Source organism: Planotetraspora silvatica (genome assembly GCF_016863315.1).
GTDB lineage: Bacteria > Actinomycetota > Actinomycetes > Streptosporangiales > Streptosporangiaceae > Planotetraspora > Planotetraspora silvatica.
In genome coordinates, this window is the sequence record NZ_BOOQ01000009.1 from 305688 (window position 1) to 324843 (window position 19156).

Below are 19156 nucleotides of genomic sequence, written 5' to 3' on the forward strand. Positions count from 1 at the left end.
CACGGCCAAGGGGGTGGTGGGGGGTCATGGGCGGAGGTAGTTGGGGCCGGTTATGCCGTAGAACTTGTTGATGTCGGCGGCTCCCGACCTTCGCTTGTCCACGAGGGTTCCGGCGACGACCATCGACTTGCCGATCAGCCGGGCCGAGTCGAGGGTCCTGGCCCGCAGGAGCCGCGCCATCGGGTCGTCGCCGTAGGGCTCGAGCGCCGCCGACAACTCGTCCCTGATCAGCGCGGACGCCGAGGAGTCGGGGCCGGCCGCGCCCAGGGCCGGGAACACGATCGCGGCGGCGGCCAGGTGCAGCGTGATGGTCACGAAGACGTCGGCGAGCGCATGCGGGTCGTCGGTGAGCATGCGCCGGTCGGAGAAGGCGGGCGTCTCGATCCCGGCCGCGCCCAGGAGACCGGGGGACACGAGCAGGCCGTCGTTGTCCTTCAGCAGCAGCCGCATCGGCCCGCCGCCGAAGACGAGCGCCAGGTTCTGCTGGTGGGCCTCAAGGGCCATGCCGTACCGGACGAACAGGCAGGTGTTCCAGGACAGGAGCACCGACAGGTAGTCGCGCAGCAGCGCGCGCACGTCCCCGCCGTAGTGGCGGTCGGCGAGGTCGTGGAGCACGAGTCGCCTCCCGTCGCCGTCCGGCCAGGGGGCGAGGAGGGACGCCACGGGCACGATCTCGCCCTCGGGGAGGTCCCGGATCAGCCAGCCGAGGTACTCGTGGCCGGCGTGGCCGTAGGTCTGCTCGCCGGCCGGCGAGACCCGCGCGGCGGGCTCCCGGGCGATCACCTCACGCAGGAGCGACTCGGCGAGCGCCCCGTCCCCGAGCGTGGCCGGCTTGATCGACCGCCGGTTGAGCAGCCCCAGGGTGCTCGTCGCCAGGGGCAGCTTGAGGTGGGTCCGCTCGTCGACCTCGACCGTGCGCATGGAGAGGGTCGGGCGGACCGTCAGATGCGGCTTGGTTCCCATGACGACTCCAGGAAGGCCCTCGGTCACCGGCGCGGTCAGCGGATGGACGGGGAACGGCACATGGGTGGCGGCGAACCGCTCGGGGAGGCCGATGTCGCCCGCCCCCGGCCACCAGTCCGGCAGTCCGATGTCGCCCGCCCCCGGCCACCGGCCCGGCAGTCCGGCGCCGGACAGTGTGACGCGCTCTCTGGGGACCGCCGCCCAGGCCAGGTCGAAGGAGGGGGCGAACTCGGGCGCGTGGGCGAGAAGGTCCGCCTCCGAGACGCCGAGACGGCACCGGGCCGTGGGATAGATCGGATGGTCGACGGTCGCGGCCAGCGCCTCGTAGAAGAGGAGTGTGCGCTCCCGGCCGCGCAGCCGGGCCGCGACCTCCGCGCGGTGGCGGTCATGGAGCACCAGCGCGGCCAGCGCCTCGTGGCACTCCCTGGTGAAGGCCGCGACCCCGGGGGCGTCGGCGGGGTCGGCGACCACGGCGAGGGTGTGCAGCACCTCCGCGAGGGTCAGTCCGCCGTTCTGGCCCGCCCTCCCCTCGGCGACGGCGAAGTCCTGGAACGGAGAGCCGACGGCCAGTCGCACCCGCCTGCCGGAGGCGAGGACGACGGCGACGCCGTCCTTGTCGCTCGTCAGGCGGGACGCGATGCTCGCGTAGTCCTCCCGGAGCAGGGCGTCCAGGACGCGGACCGCAAGGTACGTCTCCCTGCCGCGCACCTCGGTCACGCGATCGTCCAGGGCCGGAGTTCGCGGAAGGAGTCGACGGCGGCGTCCACGGTGACCTGGTCGGGGCCGATCGCCCGGACGATGCCGAGGTAGTCCCTGTTCGTGTGGGTCACCTCCACCCGGTCGCCGATCGCGCGCAGCGGCCGGTGCCAGAGCCGGACCCCGGCCGTGTCGCCGGGTGACTCGTCCGGCGACACGGCCGACGGCGCCGCCGTGATGACGCCCGACCGGTCGGCGATCAGGCTGACCGCCGTGCCGAACAGGTCGTCCTGCGGGCCTGCCCGGCCGCCGAGCGTGTCCAGGGGTTCGCCCGCGTGGACGCGCAGGACCCATTCGTGCAGTGGCACACCGACGAGGTCGCCGAGCAGGAAGTCACAGTTGTCGCCGATCAGCCGGTAGTTGACCTCCACGATGCGCGGCCCGTCCTCCGTGACCATGTACTCCGTGTGACACACCCCGAAGCCGGCGCCGATCGCGTCCAGGGCGGCGGCCACGTGCGTCACGTGCTCGCCGCCGGGATCGGGCTGCCAATCCAGGCGCTCCTCGACGAAGTGCGGCAACGGGCCGAGTGTGGTCCTGAAGCCGCCCAGGACGCGGAGCGTCCGCCCGTCGCCCAGTGTCTCCAGCGTGTGCAGACGGCCGTCGAGGAACTCCTCCGCGACCAGGACGTCGCCGGGCCGCCGCTTCCTGATCTCGGAGACGGCCGCGGCCAGTTCGTGGACGTCCGCGGCGAGCATGACGTCCTCGCTGGCCACGCCCATCGCCGGTTTCACGACGACCGGGTACGGCAGGGCCGGCGGCAGGTCGCCCCCCGGCGGGAGCCGTACGGACCGGACGGTCTCCACCGGCGCGAGACGGCGGCGCGTGAGCGCCTTGTTCTTGGCGGTGACGCAGGCGCGCCAGTCCTTGCCCGGCAGGCCGAAGTAACCGGCGGCCAGCGCGGTCTCCGCCTGGAGATGGTCGGAGTTGGAGAAGACGACGTCGGGCCGATGGTGACCGGCGATGACGTCGATCACCGCGCGGGGGTCGCGCACGTCGGTCTCGATGGCCTCATGGTCCGGATATCCGCCCGGCTGGTCGGTCAGGACGGTGACGTCCCACCCCAGCGCGGCGGCGGCGGGCAGGAAACCGTCCATCACGGAGTCGGTCGGGTTGAGCGCCGTGAGGTAGAGCCGCACGCAGATCCTCCGTAGGTAAGCCTAACCTAACTCGTTGCATCCTAGTCACGGTCAGATCGGTTCGTGCCGGGAATCGCCACCGGCGGACGCGTGTTGTGGAGGCACCCGTGGAAGGATGACGCCGTGGAGATCTCGGAAGGCCTGCTCGGCCCGCTGCTGCTGGCACGGAACGCGATCGACCGGTCGGCCGCGCTCAGGGGCGACGAGGAGTGGCTGGCCCGGGCGTGGGCCGACGAGAAGACACGGGTCCTGGTCGTCCGCGACGGCCAGACCGTCATCCGCAGGTTCACCGACGGCGCCGCCGTCGTGTTCCTGTCTCCACTGGACGCGCCGGAGGGTCCCCGCTATCTCCTCGGCGTCGACCCCGACGGCGTGGCCTACTTCGCGGTCCAGGCTCCACTCCCGCCCGGTGAGGCCGCGGGGCTGAGGCAGACGGGCGCCCTGCTCGACGATCGCGACGCGGGACTCGTCGTGTACGCCGTCGCCTTGGAGGCGTGGCACACGACTCACGAGTTCTGCCCGCGTTGCGGGAGCCGTACGACGATCACATCCTCCGGCCACATGCGGGTCTGCCCGAAGGACGGGAGCCAGCACTTCCCCCGGGTCGACCCCGCGGTGATCATGCTGATCCACGACGACGAGGACCGTGTGCTGCTCGCCCGCGGCCCCGAGTGGCCCGAGGGGCGCATGTCCGTCCTGGCGGGGTTCGTCGAGCCCGGCGAGTCGCTGGAGCACGCCGTGATGCGCGAGGTGCTGGAGGAGGTCGGCATCACGGTCACCGCTCCTCGTTACATGGGGAGTCAGCCATGGCCGTTCCCGCGGAGCCTGATGCTCGGCTTCGTCGCCCGCGCGACCACGACCGAGATCGTCATGGACCCCGTCGAGATCGCCGAGGCCCAGTGGTTGTCGCGGGACGAACTGACCGCCCAGGTCGAGTCCGGCCGGCTTCGCCTGCCCGGCCAGGTCTCGATCGCCCGCAGGCTCATCGAGACCTGGTACGGCAAGCCGATCCCCGGCGATTGGTGACAGGCTGAGCCGCGCTCAGCACGCGCCCTGAAGGTGGCGCTTCACCTCGGCGACCGAGGGGTTGGTCATCGTGTGGCAGTCGGTCACGACCGTGGGGACGACCTGGTTGCCGTTGTTCACGCTCATCACGAACTCGGCCGCGTCGGGATGCCGTTCGATGTCGACCTCGCTGTAGGCGATGCCCTCCCGGGTCAGCTGGCTCTTGAGCCGCTTACAGGGGCCGCACCAACTGGTTGTGTAGACCGTGAGCGACATGATCGTCCTTCCGTGCGCGGAACCGAGTAATCACCGTCAACACGGCGGATTCGCGCCGTGTTCCCAGTTCCGGCCCTTTTCCCGAACCATGTTCGGTGATCACCTGTCGGACTCGAGTCGTGCCGCTATCCAGTCCTCGACGGCCTTGGCCACTCCCTTTTCCCGGTAGAGCGGCGCGCTGTGCTGGGTGCCCGGCATGACCTTGATGGACATCGGCACGCCGTACGTCTTCAGCGCCTGCTGGAGCAGTTCGCTCTGGTACGGCGGGACGAACTCGTCCTGCGAGTGCACGTCGAGCATCGGGGCGTCGCCGGCCGAGGCGTGCTCGGAGACCTCCATGCTCGCCCAGACGTCGGGGCACTCGGAGGGCGTGCAGCCCCCGGCGAGCGCGGTGGCGGTCGTGCGGAGCTTGCGCTGGTCGTGGCTCCCGCCCTCGCCCCCGTCGGCGTAGGACGTCAGCGGGGAGATCACGGGGGAGACGCCGACGACTCCGCGCAGGCCCGGAAGGCCGTTCTCGTAGGTGCCGACCGCGGCCGCGATGTGACCGCCCGCGGAGAAGCCGACGAGGACGTAGCGGTCGGGGTCGGTGTTGTAACGGGCGGCGTGAGCGCGCGCGGCGGCGATCGCGGCGATCGTGTCGGTCCGCTGGGCCGGCCAGGGCGCGTCCCCCGAGAGCCGGTAGTCGAGATTGACCACGGTGTAGCCCAGACGGGCGTAGCTCCTGCTGACGGTGGTCATGGTCTTCTTGTCGCCGCCCGACCACCAGCCGCCGTGTATGACGAACACCGCCGGGCGGCTCGGCCCCTTCGTGTGCCACCAGACGTCCATCCGCTGCCGGGGGCCACTGCCGTACGCCACCGTGCGGACCTTGATGTCGGACGCGGACGCGAGCGGCCGGGTGGTGGGCGTCGGCTGGTGGGATGGCGCGGGCGACGTGGTGGAGGTGGTCTTCACCGCCACCGGGGACTTCACCGCCTCGGGCACCGCTCTTTGTCCGGGGAAGGCGAACAGGATCACGGCGAGGGTGAGCGCTCCGACCCCGATCGCCGCGCCCACGGCTTTCCGCACGGGCTGGTTCCTCCCCGCTGGTACCGTGTGCCGACCCGGTCTCAGGACACGCCAGGGCGGCTGCTGGAAGGATGATGCCAGTACATCCGTCCGCATCGCATATTGGGAGCCCATTTGGACGTCCTCGAGGGCCTTGATCCCGAACAGCGCGAGGTCGTTGAGGCGGTGCGCGGCCCGGTGTGCGTGCTCGCGGGTGCGGGCACGGGCAAGACGCGCGCCATCACCCACCGCATCGCCTACGCCGTGCAGAGCGGGATCGTGGATCCGCAGGGCGTTCTCGCGGTCACCTTCACCACCCGGGCGGCCGCCGAGCTCAAGCAGCGGCTGCGCCAACTCGGCGCCCCCGGCGTCCAGGCACGGACCTTCCATGCCGCGGCGCTGCGCCAGCTGAGCTACTTCTGGCCGCGGGTCATCGGCGGGGACCCGCCCCAGGTGGTCGAGTCGAAGTTGCCGCTGCTGATCGAGGCCTGCAGGCGCCTGCGGAAGAATCCCGACCGCGGCGAGCTGAGGGACGTCGCCAGCGAGATCGAGTGGGCGAAGGTCACCCAGGTCGCCCCGGAGGACTACCCGGCCGCGGCGGCGAAGGCCCGGCGCACTCCTCCGGTCGCGCCCGAGGAGGTCTCCCGGCTCTACGAGGGCTACGAGACCCTGCGCCGGCAGCGCAACCTGATCGACTTCGAGACGATCCTCGAGCTCACCGCGGCCGTCATGACCGAGCACCGCGAGGTCGCCTCGCAGATCCGCCAGCAGTACCGCTACTTCGTCGTGGACGAGTTCCAGGACGTCAACCCACTCCAGAAGCTCCTGCTCGACACCTGGCTCGGCGGGCGCGACGACCTGTGCGTCGTGGGCGACCCGAACCAGACGATCTACTCCTTCACCGGGGCGACCCCGCACTACCTCACCAACTTCGCCGTCGAGCACCCCTCCGCCAGCGTGATCAGGCTGATCCGCGACTACCGGTCGACGCCGCAGGTGGTCACGCTGGCCAACCGGGTGATCGCGCGGTCGGTGCACCGGATGGAACTGGTCGCGCAGCGGCCGGAGGGGCCGGAGCCCGTCTTCACCGAGTACGACGACGAGCCGGCCGAGGCCCTCGGGGTGGCGCTGACGGTCAAGAAGCTGATCGCCGACGGCGTGCCCACCCGCGAGATCGCGGTGTTGTTCCGGATCAACGCCCAGTCGGAGGCGTACGAGCAGGCGTTCACCGAGGCGGGCGTGCCGTACCTGCTGCGTGGCGCCGAGCGGTTCTTCGAGCGCCCCGAGGTCCGGCAGGCCGTCGTGCTGCTGAGGGGCGCCGCCCGGTCGGCCAACGACGAGGAGCCGCTGGCCCCCGGAGTGCACGCGATCCTGTCCGGGATCGGGCTGACCGCCGAGCCGCCCAGTGGCGGCAAGGCCAGGGAGAAGTGGGAGTCGCTGAAGGCCCTCGCCGATCTCGCGGAGGACCTCGCGGCGGAGGGCGCGAACCTGGCCGCCTTCGTCACCGAACTCGAGCGCAGGGCGGCCGAGCAGCACGCGCCGCCGGTCGAGGGGGTGACGCTCGCCTCGCTCCACGCGGCCAAGGGCCTGGAGTGGGACGCGGTCTTCCTCATCGGCCTCACCGAGGGCATGTTGCCGATCATCTACGCGGAGACCCCCGAGCAGGTCGAGGAGGAGCGGCGCCTGCTGTACGTGGGGGTCACCCGCGCCCGCGAGCATCTGCACCTGTCGTGGGCGCTGGCCCGCTCGCCCGGCGGACGTCGCTCCCGCCGCCCCTCACGCTTCCTCGACGGCCTGTCGCCGCGGACCCCGGTCGTGAGCCGGGTGGAGCGGCCCTCCGGCGGCGCCAAGAAGACGGCGGCGCCGCTGCACTGCCGGATCTGCGGCAAGACCCTGGTCGTGGCGGCCGAGCAGAAACTGGGCCGCTGCGCGACCTGCCCCGCCGACTACGATGAGGCCCTGCTGGAAAGCCTCAGGTCCTGGCGGTCCGCCGTGGCCAAGGAGACGAAGGTCCCCGCCTACGTCGTGTTCACCGATGTGACGCTGCAGGCCATAGCGGAGCGGGTTCCCACATCGGAGGAGGGCCTGCTCGCGATCGCGGGGATCGGACGCGTCAAACTTGACCGGTACGGCGAAGCCGTTCTGGATCTGTGCCGCGCCACCACTAGTGTTACTGATGAGTAATAAATCCCCCGCGTGATGGAGGCCCCGTGAACTCGGCGCTCAAGGAGTTGCTGGGTCTGCTCGACCTCGAGCAGATCGAGCTGGACATTTTCCGGGGGCGCAGCCCAGAGGAGCGCATCCAGCGGGTCTTCGGCGGTCAGGTCGCCGCGCAGGCGCTCGTGGCGGCCGGTCGCACGGTCCCCTCCGACCGCATGGTCCACTCCCTGCACGCCTACTTCATCCGGCCCGGCGACCCCGCCATCCCGATCGTCTACAACGTCGAGCGGATCCGGGACGGCCGCTCGTTCACGACGCGGCGCGTGGTGGCGGTCCAGCACGGCAAAGCGATCTTCACGATGTCGGTGTCCTTCCACATCCTTGAGGAAGGGGTTTCTCACCAGGCGGTGACGATGCCGCGGGTGCCCGCCCCCGAGACGCTGCCCACCTTCCAGGAGCGCATGGTCAACGTCGTCGGCGACGATCCGGCGTGGCGCGACCACCTGTCGAGGCCGCGCCCGGTCGACGCCCGCTACGTGAACGCGCTGACCTGGGAGGCGCAGAAGGACCCGAGCCTGATCAGCGCGGAGAACCACGTGTGGTTCCGCTACGACGCGGACCTGCCCGACGATCCGCTGCTGCACGTGGTGCTCGCCGCCTACGCCTCCGACTTCACACTCGTGGACACCGTGCTGCTCGCGCACGGCCTGGCCTGGGGCTCTTCGAACGTCCGCGGAGCGTCGCTCGACCACGCGATGTGGTTCCACCGGCCGTTCCGCGCCGACGACTGGTTGCTTTACGCCCAGGAGTCGCCCTGGTCGGGAGGCGCGCGAGGCCTCGCCCGCGGGGAGATGTTCACACCCTCGGGTGACCTCGTGGTGTCGGTGGTTCAGGAGTGCATGATCCGGGTCAGCGAAGATGTCATGAAGTCGTGAAAATCGCAGGTAGAAAATAGGTTGCCCACCCCTGCGGTTCGCGTTTAGGGTCATGACTGATCTCAGCAGTCATGAGGTCGCAGGAAGCCGCCGGACAGTCCGTCCGGCCGATCGCATTCGAGTGGAGGTGAGTCCCGTGGAGAACATGACCGTGTTCCTGGCCACGTGGCTCGCTTTCGCATGCCTGGCCGCCGTCATCGCGCAAATCGAACTTTCGGGTGGCAAGGCCGTTCGCGCCGAGGCTCCGATCGTCAGAGAGCGTGTGACGTCAGCCTTCGGCGACCTCGCCGGCATGGCCAGCCACGGCACCCCCGCTTATGTCCGGATCCCTGTGGTCCGACCGCTGAGCGATGAGCAGACCGACCGCACCGCCAATGGTGGGGCGCAGGGTCCGCGGTACGCCTGGAGAGAACCAGTCATAACCTGACCGGTCACCTCTCTCCAGGCCGCGGATCCGCAAAGGATCCGCGGCCTTTCTTATTGTCCGGCCACGTTCCCGCCCACCCACGAGGACAACCAGACCAGAACGAACGAAGAGGTGACGCAGATGGCGGCCCCGGTCATGGACCTGATCGAAGCCGAAATCCCCTGTCGTACCGAGCCCGACCTGTGGTTCGCCGAGTCTCCCGAGGACGTCGAGTTCGCCAAGGCGCTCTGCGGGGGCTGCCCGATCCAGAAGGCCTGCCTGGCTCGCGCGCTGGAGCGCGAGGAGCCGTGGGGCGTCTGGGGCGGCGAACTGATCCTGCGGGGAGTCGTCGTACCCCGCAAGCGCCCGAGGGGGCGTCCCAGGAAGGCCCCCGTCGCGGCCTGACCAGCAATTTCGCCAGCAACAAGCAGTAGCAATCCGAAAGGAACCACTCGCATGAACCTCTCCCCGAGCGCGTCGTTGTATCTGAATCAAGAAATGGTTCACGAGCGAATACGAACCCTCCACCTCGAAGCCGAGGAGGAGCGGCTCGCCAGCCGGGTCAACAGCGTGCGCAAGGCTCGCCGGCGGATGGAGCGCGCCTCCCGCCGCCTCAGCGACGCGTTATCGCGTGTGTGACGGCAGACGTGCCTGAAGACGCGACGGCCCCGGTCCGATGTGGACCGGGGCCTTCCCCTTTTCGCCGCCAGGGCCCGTCTGGACCGACGCCGCCTTCCGAGCGAGCTCGGAAGGGGAGAGCTCAGGAGGCGGCGAGTACGGTGCCCTCCGGCTCACCGGGGTCGTCGTCGGCGAAACCGGGGACCCACCGGATGGCCTCGTCGCGAAAGCGGGCGGTCGCGCCGAGTTGGCACAACACGCCCACCCCGGCGGCGTGCACCCGGTGGATCAGCACGTATGAGGGCGGCAGGTTGAGCTGACGCACCACGTTGGTCGGGCGCAGGTCGGCGACGGCCACCGCCTGGTGCCGCAGCCACTCCCGGGTGAAGGTGAACTCCTCCACCTGGGTGGGCTCGAGGTAGGGGGCGAGGAACGAGCGCAGCGCGTCGACGTCGACCTCGATGTGCGGCCGGATGAAGCCCTCGTCCCGCAGGCCGCGGACCACCGACTCCATGTCGCCCTGGTTGAAGATCCTGGTGAGTTTGCCGAACATCGGGGGGTAACCCTCGGGCAGGCGGTTGACCGCCCCGAAGTCGAGCACCCCCAGGCGGCCGTCCTCCAGCACCCGGAAGTTGCCCGGATGCGGATCCGCGTGCAGCAGGCCGACCCTCGCCGGAGAGCAGAAGAGGAATCGGACCAGTTGCAGACCCGCCCGGTCCCGATCCTCCTGCGAGCCATCAGTGATGATCTTGGAGAGGGGGGTGCCGTCCATCCACTCGGTGACCAGGATCTGTTCGTTCGCCGCGATGACGTCGGGCACACAGAAGTCCGGATCGTCCATGAACTCCTGGGCGAACGCGTGCTGGGCCTCGGCCTCGTTCAGATAGTCGAGCTCCTCGGCCACCCGCTCCTTGAGCTCGTTGAGGAGCGGTTTGATGTCCAGGCCGGGCAGAATGACGCCGAAGAGCTTGCCGAGCCGCGAGAGCTGGTTGAAGTCGGAGAGCAGGGCCTTCCCCGCCCCCGGATACTGGATCTTCACGGCGACGGTGCGCCCGTCGTGCCAGACTGCCCGGTGCACCTGGCCGATGGAGGCGGCGGCCGTCGGGTGGTCGTCGAACTCGACGAAGTTGTCCCGCCACTCGTCGCCGAGCTGTTCCGCCAGGACCCGGTGGACGCTCGCAGCGGGCAACGGGGGAGCGGCGTCCTGCAGCCTGGTCAGCGTCGCCCGATACGGCTCGGTGAACTCGGGTGGCAGTGCCGCCTCGAAGATGGACAGGGCCTGGCCGAGCTTCATCGCCCCGCCCTTGAGCTCGCCGAGCACCTTGAAGATCTGGTCCGCCGTCCGCTGCTGGATCTCCCTGGTGACGATCTCCGCGGACGCGCCGCCGAGCCGTCTGCCGAGCCCGATCGCGGTCCTGCCGGCGAACCCGAGAGGGAGCGAGGCAAGCTTGGCTGAACGAGTCACAGCGCGATGGGGAAGGTCGGTCACGCGACCATTGTTAGCGAATTTGGGCCGTTTCGACCACATTGACATTGTGAATGACGTTCCCACGACCGATGCCGCCAGCGTCGATCAGGCAGGATGTCGAGGCTCCCGGCCGGCGTGTCCGCCCCGTCGACGAAGGCGATCGCGTGCCCGGCGGCCTGCGCCGCGACCAGCGACGACAGGGTCGTGTCGCAGGCGGATTCGCCGGCGGGATAGCCGCCGAGCCGTGCCCTGACGGCCGGCCAGGAGGGGTCACGGTCGCGCCGGGTCAGGTCGAGGCAATCGAGGCAGGGCGTCACTCCCGGGATCACCAGCGGTCCCACCAGGCCGCAGCCCTCGAAGGCCGTGGCGAGAAGATGCGGGATCTCCTCGGCGCCGAGCTCGCGGACCAGAACGGGGTCGAGCGGGCCGACGGGCGCGAGGATCACGAGATCGGGACGGGAGCCGTGATCGCTCAGCTGCGACGCCGATCGGCCGCTCCAGGCGTTGACACCGGGTGCGATCTCGCGGGCGAGGGCCACCGCTCCCTCCTCCCTGGCCGTCCCGACCTGCGACCAGCCCAGTCCGCCGGGCACGACGTCCTCCCGCCGTGCCGTACCGGAATCGACGACGCAGAGGTGGCCGATGCCCGAGGCGGCCAGCAGGACCGCGATCTGGGCGCCCACCCGGCCCGCGCCGTGCACGCGGACCCGCGCCGATCTCCGGCGCTCGACCGCGCCCATCCCCCCGTCCGGCGACGTGAGCGACAGGACGTCGATGTCGGGACGGAGCCGATCACGCTCGGCTCTGGTCAGGCCGGTCAGAGGTTCGGGACGCACGGCCGCGTCGTCGATCACGCCGCGAGCCGTCAGCAGGGCGATCACCTCGCGAGCCGAGGAGTCGTCGAGATCGCTCTCGGCCACCGCCTGGGTGAGGGTCCGGGTGCCGTCCAGGCTGTCAATCAGGCGGCGCACGGCGGGCTCGACGCCGGTCAGGACGACGGCCCGGTGGGGATGGACGCCGAGCTGGAGGGTGTGCTCGTCGCGGTCGACGCGGCGCAGAACGGGCTTCAGACGGGGTCTCATAGTCGCCAGACCTTGCCACACACCGCCCCGGGTGAGGGTGGAATCTTCGGGGTTGTGGATAATTACCGGGGTGAATGTGGCGGGTGAACTACGCGAGGGCGGTCGTTTTCGCGCTCGCAAGGTCACGTTCGCTCGATTGACCAGGGGGAACATAACTCCCCCCCTGTGGAAATCCGCGCGTGTCGGCTACCTTTCATATGTGCCCCCCGAGACAGTCGAGGTTCGTCGGAGCACACGTCGGCGGCGAACCGTTTCCGCATACCGCGATGGAGACAAGACCATCGTGCTGCTCCCGGCAGGTCTGAGCCTGACCGATGAGGAGCAATGGGTACGCCGCATGCTCGACCGGCTCGCCGCCAAAGAGCAGCGGCGACGGCCGAGCGACGACGATCTGCTCGAGCGAGCGTCGGATCTGGCGACCCGTTATCTGGACGGCAAGGCGACCCCCACCAGCGTCAGGTGGGTCGAGAACCAGCGTCATCGGTGGGGCTCCTGCACTCCCGACCACGGGACGATCCGGCTGTCGACCCGGCTTCAGGGGATGCCCGCCTGGGTCGTCGACTACGTGATCATGCATGAGCTGGTCCACCTGCTCGTCCCCAGCCACGGCCCCGCCTTCTGGGAACTGGTCGAGCGATACCCGCGGGCGGAACGCGCCAGAGGGTTCCTCGAGGGGTTCTCCATGGGGGCACACGGCTCAGCGGAGGAGTGTTGACCCGGATCGTGGCGGTCCTCGTCACGGCGGGGATGACGGACGCCTCACCTCCGGGCGTCGACCCGGAAGAGTTCCTGCTCGCCATGGCGGAGGACACCTACGAGATGGTCGCCGGCCTCGAACTCGTCGAGCCGGTGATCCTGTCCGCCGGAGTCCCCGATCTGGACGCCATCGCCTGGCCGGGCACGCCCGTGATCCCCATCGGCTCCCCTTCGGAGGCGTTCGCGGCTCTGCCGTACGGGACCGAGGCCGTGGTGATCGGCGCCGACGCCCCCGACCTGCCGCCGCTCCTGGTGGGAAAGCTCTTCCGGGAGCTGGGACGGGCCCCGATCGCCGTCTGCCCGGCCGAGGGAGGGGGAGCGGTGGCCATCGCCTCCCGCCTGCCGCTGCCGGACTGGGCCGTTCCCGACTTCGACGAGCCCGACGTGGTCGCGACGCTCCGCGGTCAGGCCCCCGGACCCCGCATGGTCGCGACCGGTCCCGGCTGGCATCGCCTCAGGAAGCCCACGGACATCGCCCGTCTCGATCCCGGCCTCGAAGGGTGGGACAACACCCGGGACCTGCTCACCTGATCACAGGCGGAGCTCGGCGAACAGCGCCCGGTGGTCGGTGCCGGGCACGGTGTGCACGCTGGTGGTCACCGCGGAGGCTCGCTCGTCGTACAGGACGTGATCGATGGTGATCACGGGCGGGATACGCCAGTCGGCGGGCCAGGTGGGGTGCAGCCCCGTCCCGGTCGCGTCGCCCGCGTCCGCGTAGCCCCGGGCGAGGACGTCCCGCAGCGGTGAGTGGTCGAGGCTCGCGTTGAAGTCGCCGGCGAGGATTCTGATCACATCCGAGGACGGCGCCGGCAGGGACGCCATGTCCGCCCGCCACTCGTAGACGTCCTGGCCCACCGGGGAGATGGTGTGTACGTCGACGATCTCCACGGGCGGTCCGCCGGGCACCGCGACCCGGGCACGGGGCATGTTGCGGCTGCCGTGGAGGGCGAAGTCCGGCATCGGGGTGAGGGGGTAACGCGACCAGATCCCGCTGCCGTAGGCGCCGAACGCCGCCTGGTTGAACGTGTACGGCAGCGACTCCTCCAGGCCCGCGGCGTCCAGGGCCTCGACGGCGGCGGGGGTGAGCTCCTGGGTGCTGAGGATGTCGGGCTTGAGCCGCCGCACCAGATCGACGATGGTCGCCGGATCGGCGCTGCCGAAGAACATGTTGCTGGTGAGGATCTTCAACGTCGGCCCGGTGGCCGTGGGCGCCGAGGGGAGGGCCCGGGGCAGCACCATCGCCGCCAGAAGCGTGGAGGTGACCGCCGACACGGCGACGGCGGCCCGGTTGCGGGAGGCGAGTGCGATCAGCACCGCTCCCAGCGACGCGGCCGCCACATACGGCGTCAGCGTGATGAACTCGACGATCACCGGCCGCTGGTCGACGCCGGTCAGCCGCCCGGCCGTCCAGAGAATGAACGGGGCCACCGCGACCCACGCGAAAGCGGGAGACACTCGCCAACGGCGTCGCGGAGGTGACGCGATCACGCCGCCTACGTACGCCTTGGTCATGCTGCCGACCCTAACGAGCGAAGGTGAAACCACGCGTAAGCCGGACCTGAGGATTGCGTGCGAAACATCATCAAGCGGTGGCAAGCCTCGCACGGGCCCTGCGAGCGAGACGCCGGGTCGCCTCGTCGCTCAACTCGGGGATCTCCTCGATCGGGAACCAGCGCAGGTCGAGCGACTCGTCGCTGATCACGGCCTCGGCCTCGGGCGGGGCTACGGCGCCGTACTCCACGTCGAGGTGCCAGCTGTGCGGCGGGTGACACCAGACCTTGTGCCTGTCCAGGGCGAGCGGGCCCTCCAGCGGAACCAGCCCGGTGATGCCGGACTCCTCCACCGCCTCGCGCAGGGCGACCTGGCCGAGGGATGTGTCCGATCTCTCACAGTGCCCGCCCATGGGGAGCCACATCCCCGCCTTGGGATGCAGGGTGAGCAGCACCCGCGTGCCGTCGTGCGACAACACCGCGGTCGTCGCCGTCAGATGGCCGGGGACGCATTCGCGCCACATCGCGTCATCGTGAGCTCGCAGGTGCTCCAGGAACTCCTCGCGCAGCAGTTCCTCATCGGCGGAGGGGGCCGTCCACCCCTCCAGTACGGCTCGGGCGTCACCATGGAGATTCACCGCGGCAGCCTACCGGCGGCATGGCCTTCGCCGTCCGGCGCTCCGAAGAGTCGTCTCCGACGGGGCCGTCCCCGAACGGGCGTCACTCTGAGGGGGCTCCGAAGGGGTCGTCACTCTGAGGAGCCGGAGCCGTCCCTGCCGCCGGTCTCGTCCGTGCCGTCCGCGTCCGGGCGCTGACCGTCCTCCTCGAACAGGGACATGTCGAACTCGGCCTCACCCTTGACGAAGCTCTCCGGATCGTCCAGGTCGCCTGCCGTGGGCATCAGGTCGGGGTGGCCCCACACGGCGTCCCTGCCGTCGATCCCCCGCTCGTCGCCCAGCGCCTTCCACAGGGCCGCCGCCTCGCGCAGCCTCCTCGGGCGCAACTCCAGGCCGACCAGGGTCGCGAAGGTCCGCTCCGCGGGCCCTCCGGTGGCGCGGCGCCGCCGTACCGTCTCGGCCAGGGCCGCGGCGGACGGCAGCTTGCCCTCGGCCGCCGCGTCGACGACGGTGGCGACCCAGCCCTCGACCAGGGCGAGTGCGGTCTCCAGCCGGACGAGCGCGGCCTTCTGCCGTTCGGTCTCCTCCGGCTTGAGCAGCTCACCGCCGCCCAGGACCTCCTGGAGCCGCTCCGGGTTGCTCAGATCGAGCCCCTGCAGCTTCTCCTCCAGGGCGGAGACGTCCACGGTGATGCCCCGGGCGTACTCCTCGACCGCCCCGAGCAGGTGCGCCCGGAGCCACGGGACATGCTGGAACAGTCGGTGGTGTGCGGCCTCACGCAGGGAGAGGTAGAGCCGGATCTCCTCCGACGGCGTCTCCAGCCCCGCGCTGAACGAGGCGATCCCGCCAGGCAGCAGCGCGGCCGTGTCCGAGAGAGGCAGGCCGATGTCGGACGACCCCACGACCTCGCGCGCGAGAGTCCCGAGGGCCTGCCCGATCTGCTGGCCGACCATCATGCCGCCCATCTGCTTGAGCATGCCCATGAGCGGCCCCGCCATGGCCTGCGCCTCGGGGGGCAGCCCGGCGGCTCCCAGCGTGCCGCCCATGGTCTCGACCATGCGGGCCGCGACCGGGTCGCACAGCTGCTTCCAGACCGGCACCGTCTTCTCGATCCACTCCGACCGGCTCCAGGCCTGAGGGTTCACCACTCCGCTCGGAAGGGTCGTCACCTCGTTCAGCCACAGATCGGCCAGATTGAGCGAGTCGACGATCTGGCGGCGCTCGCCCTCCATTACGCTCGGGTCACCTTCAGCGGCCACGACATGCCGGGCGATGTTCTTCGCCATGTCCCAGTTGACCGGTCCGGCGTCCGGCGAGGCGGACAACATGTCCGCGAACTGCCTCATGGCAGCGGCGACCTGCTCCGGACTGCCGAACATGGCGAACGGGTTCTCGTTGGGGTCGTTTTCGCGACCTGGCAGGTCAGTCACCGCGCCACCTCGTGCAGGATGGAGTAGTCCACATCCGCCACGTTATCCGCCGCGGGGCGGATCAGTGCAAAGTGAGGACCTCGTGCCTACCTCGAAACGCCTCCGTCCGCCCGTCGTCGCCGTCACCGGCGGCGCCTCCGGTATAGGCAGGGCGTTCCTCTCAAAAGTGGCCTCGTCTGCGGATTTCCGCCGCGTCGTGGCCATCGACGACCACCGTGGCGACGTGCCCGACGTCACCTGGAGGGTGCTCGACATCCGGGATCCGCTCTTGGCGAACCGCATCTCAGACGTGGACGTCCTGGTCCATCTGGGCACGGACATGTCGCTGGACTCCGATGCCGCCGAGCGCCGCCGCTACAACGTCAGGGCCGCCCAAACCGTCCTCACCGCCTGCGCGGCGGCCCGGGTACGCCGGGTGGTGCTGGTCACCAGCGCCATGGTGTACGGCGCGGCCGCCGACAACGAGGTGCCGCTGCCCGAGGACGCCCCCGTCGCGGCCGAGCCCGACACCGGGCTGGTCGGCGACTTCCTGGAGATCGAGTCGCTGGTCCGGCGCTCGTCGCGCTCGCACCCGGGCCTGGAGGTGACCGTCCTCCGGCCGGCGGCGCTCGTCGGGCAGGGGATCGACACCGTCGTCACCCGGCACTTCGAGGCTCCCCGGCTTCTGGTGGTCAAGGGCTGCCTGCCCCACTGGCAGTTCTGCCACGTCGACGACCTGGTGTCCGCACTGGAGGTCGCGGCTCTCGGCCAGGTGAGCGGCGTGGTCGCCGTCGGCTCCGACGGCTGGCTGGAGACCGACCAGGTGGAGGAGATCTCCGGATTGCGCCGCCTGGAACTGCCCGCGGGGCTGACCTTCGGCACGGCGCAGCGGCTGCATCGGCTGGGGATCACGCCGGCCCCCGCCACCGACCTGCACTACGTCGTCTACCCCTGGGTGGTCGACGCCGCCACGCTCCGTGAGGCCGGATGGAAACCCGCCTGGACGAACGACGCGGCACTCCAGGAGTTGCTGGAGCTTCGGGAGGGACGGCACGCCGTCGTGGGCCGGCGCCTGTCCGGCAAGGACGCCACGATCACCGCCGCCGGTGCGACGGTGGCCGTCATCGGCACCGCCGCGATCGTCCGCGCCGCCCGCAGAAAGCGGCGTATTTGATTGCGCTCGCTCCGCTCGCGCGGGCTCGGGGCGCGGCGTCCACCTGCCTCGCCTCCGGCTCGGCGGGCTCGGGGCGCCATAGAGGCCGCGTCTTCCCTCGTCACGTCCTCGCTGCGGGCGTTCCTCAGTCCAGACACGGCCGCGCCCCTCGCGCCAGTGGTGAGGTTCGAGGTCCTAACACGGCCGCTCCACTCACGTTCCGCTGCTCGTGGGTGTGAGTGGCTCGGGGACGGCACGGCCACGCCTCCCATGGGTTTGATCACGTCGTCCTCGGCCTGAGGAGCTGGGCCGTACTAACCTCATGGGGTGGACGTCATCCGGTTGCTGGGGATTCGTGACACCCCGTTGTCCGTCGACGAGGTGCTGAGCGCCGTCGGCGATCATGCGGCGGGCGGAACGTCGCTCTTCGTCGGGACGGTACGTGAGCAAGATCACGGCAGGCCGGTTCGGCTGCTGTCGTACTCCGCCCACCCGTCGGCGGCCGAGGTGCTCCGGCGCGTGGCGGAGAAGGTGGCCGCCGACTACCCGGTCACGGCCTTGGCCGCGGTGCACCGTGTGGGCGACCTCCGGCTGGGTGACATCGCGGTGATCGTCGCGGTGGCCTGCCCTCACCGGGGGGAGGCGTTCGATGCCTGCCGCCGCCTGATCGACGACCTCAAGCAGGAGGTTCCGATCTGGAAGCACCAGGAGTTCACCGACGGAGACGCCGAGTGGGTCGGGGCCTGTGATTAGCGCCCGGGCGAACGCATAGAGTTCGTCCATGTCCCGACGCGCTTTGGCCCTGATGGTGGCAGGGTTCCTGACGGTCGTGCTCGCGCTGTTCGGCGCCATGCTGCCCGTGCCGTACGTCGCGCTGAGCCCCGGCCCCACGGAGAACACGATCGGGGACGTCAACGGCAAGCCGGTGATCACCATCGACGGGCACCAGACCTATCCCACCGACGGCAAGCTCAGCCTGGTCACCGTCGCCTATCAGGGCGGCCCCGACAACCGGCTCGACCTTCTCACCGCGCTGCGCGGCTGGGCCAACCCGTCGATCGCCGTGGTGCCGGAGGAGGCGATCTTCCCTCGGACCTCGTCGCTGGAACAGGTCGAGCAGGAGAACACCCAGGAGATGTCCGACTCCCAGCAGTGGGCGACCGCGGCGGCGCTCAACGCGCTGAAGGTCCCGATCGAGGAGTCCGTCTCCGTGGCGCAGACCGACAAGGGCGCGCCGGCCGACGGGAAGCTCAAGCCGGGCGACGTGATCACCGCCGTCGACGGCACGCCGGTCACGGCGCTCGAGTCGGTGGCGACGGCCGTGCAGAAGCACAAGGCGGGCGACCCGGTCAAGTTCGCCGTACGGCGCGGGGGATCTTCGACCGATGTCACGCTCACCGCGGGCAAGGCCGACGACGGCAGGACCGTGGTGGGCGTCAGGATGCAGACGTCGTACAAGTTCCCGTTCAAGGTCGACATCAGCGTGGGCGACGTGGGAGGCCCCAGCGCGGGGCTCATGTTCTCGCTCGGCATCTACGACAAGCTGACCCCGGGTTCGATCACCGGGGGGAAGTCGGTGGCCGGCACGGGGACGATCGACCCCGCGGGGAACGTCGGGCCCATCGGCGGGATCGAGCAGAAGATGGTCGGCGCGAAGGCCGCGGGAGCCACGGTCTTCCTCACGCCCGCCGACAACTGCGGGGACGCCGTGAAGGCCGTTCCCCAAGGCCTCAGGCTCGTCAAGGTCGAGACTCTCTCGGGCGCGATCACGGCACTGGACACGCTCCGCACGGGTTCCGGCGACGTACCCGCCTGCACCGCGGGCTAGCCTGGTTGACACCCGGCTTCCTGGATCACCCACCCTCAGATTTCGCGG

20 protein-coding genes are annotated in these 19156 nt (G+C 70.3%); 11 read left to right on the plus strand and 9 right to left on the minus strand.

The window, feature by feature from the left end:
* Window positions 1–24 precede the first annotated feature (24 nt).
* On the minus strand, window positions 25–1680 hold the full coding sequence (locus tag Psi02_RS09100) for an IucA/IucC family protein (protein WP_203972994.1): 1656 nt from the start codon (window positions 1678–1680) through the stop codon (window positions 25–27).
* Window positions 1677–2858 (minus strand): ATP-grasp domain-containing protein, encoded by a 1182-nt coding sequence (locus tag Psi02_RS09105; RefSeq protein ID WP_239094736.1) that lies wholly within the window; start codon window positions 2856–2858, stop codon window positions 1677–1679. The genes Psi02_RS09100 and Psi02_RS09105 overlap by 4 nt, the downstream gene beginning before the upstream one ends.
* Before the next feature lie 123 nt (window positions 2859–2981).
* Here Psi02_RS09105 and nudC point away from each other — a divergent pair, with 123 nt between their 5' ends.
* The gene (gene nudC, locus Psi02_RS09110) at window positions 2982–3884 is read left to right on the plus strand and encodes an NAD(+) diphosphatase (RefSeq protein ID WP_203972995.1); all 903 of its coding nucleotides are present in this window, start codon (window positions 2982–2984) and stop codon (window positions 3882–3884) included.
* 15 nt (window positions 3885–3899) lie between these two features.
* On the opposite strand, the gene Psi02_RS09115 is transcribed toward nudC, so the two are convergent.
* Entirely contained in the window at window positions 3900–4139 is a 240-nt protein-coding gene (locus tag Psi02_RS09115) for a mycoredoxin (RefSeq protein WP_203953628.1), read from the minus strand.
* A 99-nt stretch (window positions 4140–4238) separates the two neighbouring features.
* Entirely contained in the window at window positions 4239–5207 is a 969-nt protein-coding gene (locus Psi02_RS09120; protein ID WP_239094737.1) for an alpha/beta hydrolase, read from the minus strand.
* 114 nt (window positions 5208–5321) lie between these two features.
* On the opposite strand from Psi02_RS09120, the gene Psi02_RS09125 reads away from it, so the two are divergent.
* The 5 genes from Psi02_RS09125 to Psi02_RS09145 all read left to right on the plus strand — a co-directional run bounded on the left by Psi02_RS09125 (window position 5322) and on the right by Psi02_RS09145 (window position 9326).
* Window positions 5322–7370: an ATP-dependent DNA helicase UvrD2 gene (locus Psi02_RS09125; protein WP_239094738.1), complete on the plus strand. Its 2049-nt coding sequence runs from the start codon at window positions 5322–5324 to the stop codon at window positions 7368–7370.
* 26 nt (window positions 7371–7396) lie between these two features.
* Window positions 7397–8281: an acyl-CoA thioesterase II gene (gene tesB / locus Psi02_RS09130; RefSeq protein ID WP_203972996.1), complete on the plus strand. Its 885-nt coding sequence runs from the start codon at window positions 7397–7399 to the stop codon at window positions 8279–8281.
* A 136-nt stretch (window positions 8282–8417) separates the two neighbouring features.
* Window positions 8418–8708 (plus strand): hypothetical protein, encoded by a 291-nt coding sequence (locus tag Psi02_RS09135; protein WP_203972997.1) that lies wholly within the window; start codon window positions 8418–8420, stop codon window positions 8706–8708.
* Window positions 8709–8828: 120 nt separating this feature from the next.
* Window positions 8829–9092 carry a WhiB family transcriptional regulator gene (locus tag Psi02_RS09140; RefSeq protein ID WP_203953879.1) on the plus strand — a complete coding sequence of 88 codons (264 nt, stop codon included), beginning with the start codon at window positions 8829–8831 and terminating at the stop codon, window positions 9090–9092.
* A 51-nt stretch (window positions 9093–9143) separates the two neighbouring features.
* Window positions 9144–9326, plus strand: coding sequence for a hypothetical protein (locus Psi02_RS09145; protein WP_203972998.1), 183 nt, complete (start codon window positions 9144–9146; stop codon window positions 9324–9326).
* A gap of 121 nt (window positions 9327–9447) precedes the next feature.
* On the opposite strand, the gene Psi02_RS09150 is transcribed toward Psi02_RS09145, so the two are convergent.
* On the minus strand, window positions 9448–10770 hold the full coding sequence (locus Psi02_RS09150; protein WP_425564391.1) for an ABC1 kinase family protein: 1323 nt from the start codon (window positions 10768–10770) through the stop codon (window positions 9448–9450).
* A 20-nt stretch (window positions 10771–10790) separates the two neighbouring features.
* Window positions 10791–11855 carry a ThiF family adenylyltransferase gene (locus Psi02_RS09155; protein WP_203973000.1) on the minus strand — a complete coding sequence of 355 codons (1065 nt, stop codon included), beginning with the start codon at window positions 11853–11855 and terminating at the stop codon, window positions 10791–10793.
* A gap of 199 nt (window positions 11856–12054) precedes the next feature.
* Between Psi02_RS09155 and Psi02_RS09160 the strand changes: the two genes are divergently transcribed.
* Both Psi02_RS09160 and Psi02_RS09165 read left to right on the plus strand, forming a co-directional pair.
* Complete coding sequence (locus tag Psi02_RS09160) at window positions 12055–12570, plus strand: M48 metallopeptidase family protein (RefSeq protein WP_203973001.1); 516 nt, start codon at window positions 12055–12057, stop codon at window positions 12568–12570.
* Window positions 12567–13142 carry a DUF2064 domain-containing protein gene (locus Psi02_RS09165; protein ID WP_203973002.1) on the plus strand — a complete coding sequence of 192 codons (576 nt, stop codon included), beginning with the start codon at window positions 12567–12569 and terminating at the stop codon, window positions 13140–13142. The genes Psi02_RS09160 and Psi02_RS09165 overlap by 4 nt, the downstream gene beginning before the upstream one ends.
* On the opposite strand, the gene Psi02_RS09170 is transcribed toward Psi02_RS09165, so the two are convergent.
* The 3 genes from Psi02_RS09170 to Psi02_RS09180 all read right to left on the minus strand — a co-directional run bounded on the left by Psi02_RS09170 (window position 13143) and on the right by Psi02_RS09180 (window position 16148).
* Window positions 13143–14123: an endonuclease/exonuclease/phosphatase family protein gene (locus Psi02_RS09170; RefSeq protein WP_203973003.1), complete on the minus strand. Its 981-nt coding sequence runs from the start codon at window positions 14121–14123 to the stop codon at window positions 13143–13145.
* 70 nt (window positions 14124–14193) lie between these two features.
* Window positions 14194–14739: an NUDIX hydrolase gene (locus tag Psi02_RS09175; RefSeq protein WP_203973004.1), complete on the minus strand. Its 546-nt coding sequence runs from the start codon at window positions 14737–14739 to the stop codon at window positions 14194–14196.
* A gap of 110 nt (window positions 14740–14849) precedes the next feature.
* A complete protein-coding gene (locus Psi02_RS09180) occupies window positions 14850–16148 on the minus strand; it encodes a zinc-dependent metalloprotease (RefSeq protein WP_373317612.1) in 1299 nt (432 codons plus the stop codon).
* Between the two features lie 82 nt (window positions 16149–16230).
* On the opposite strand from Psi02_RS09180, the gene Psi02_RS09185 reads away from it, so the two are divergent.
* From Psi02_RS09185 to Psi02_RS09195, 3 genes are all read left to right on the plus strand, one after another.
* Window positions 16231–17301: an NAD-dependent epimerase/dehydratase family protein gene (locus tag Psi02_RS09185; RefSeq protein WP_239094739.1), complete on the plus strand. Its 1071-nt coding sequence runs from the start codon at window positions 16231–16233 to the stop codon at window positions 17299–17301.
* A 306-nt stretch (window positions 17302–17607) separates the two neighbouring features.
* Window positions 17608–18033, plus strand: coding sequence for a molybdenum cofactor biosynthesis protein MoaE (locus Psi02_RS09190; protein ID WP_203973005.1), 426 nt, complete (start codon window positions 17608–17610; stop codon window positions 18031–18033).
* A gap of 28 nt (window positions 18034–18061) precedes the next feature.
* Window positions 18062–19108, plus strand: coding sequence for a YlbL family protein (locus Psi02_RS09195; RefSeq protein WP_203973006.1), 1047 nt, complete (start codon window positions 18062–18064; stop codon window positions 19106–19108).
* Window positions 19109–19156: the final 48 nt, after the last annotated feature.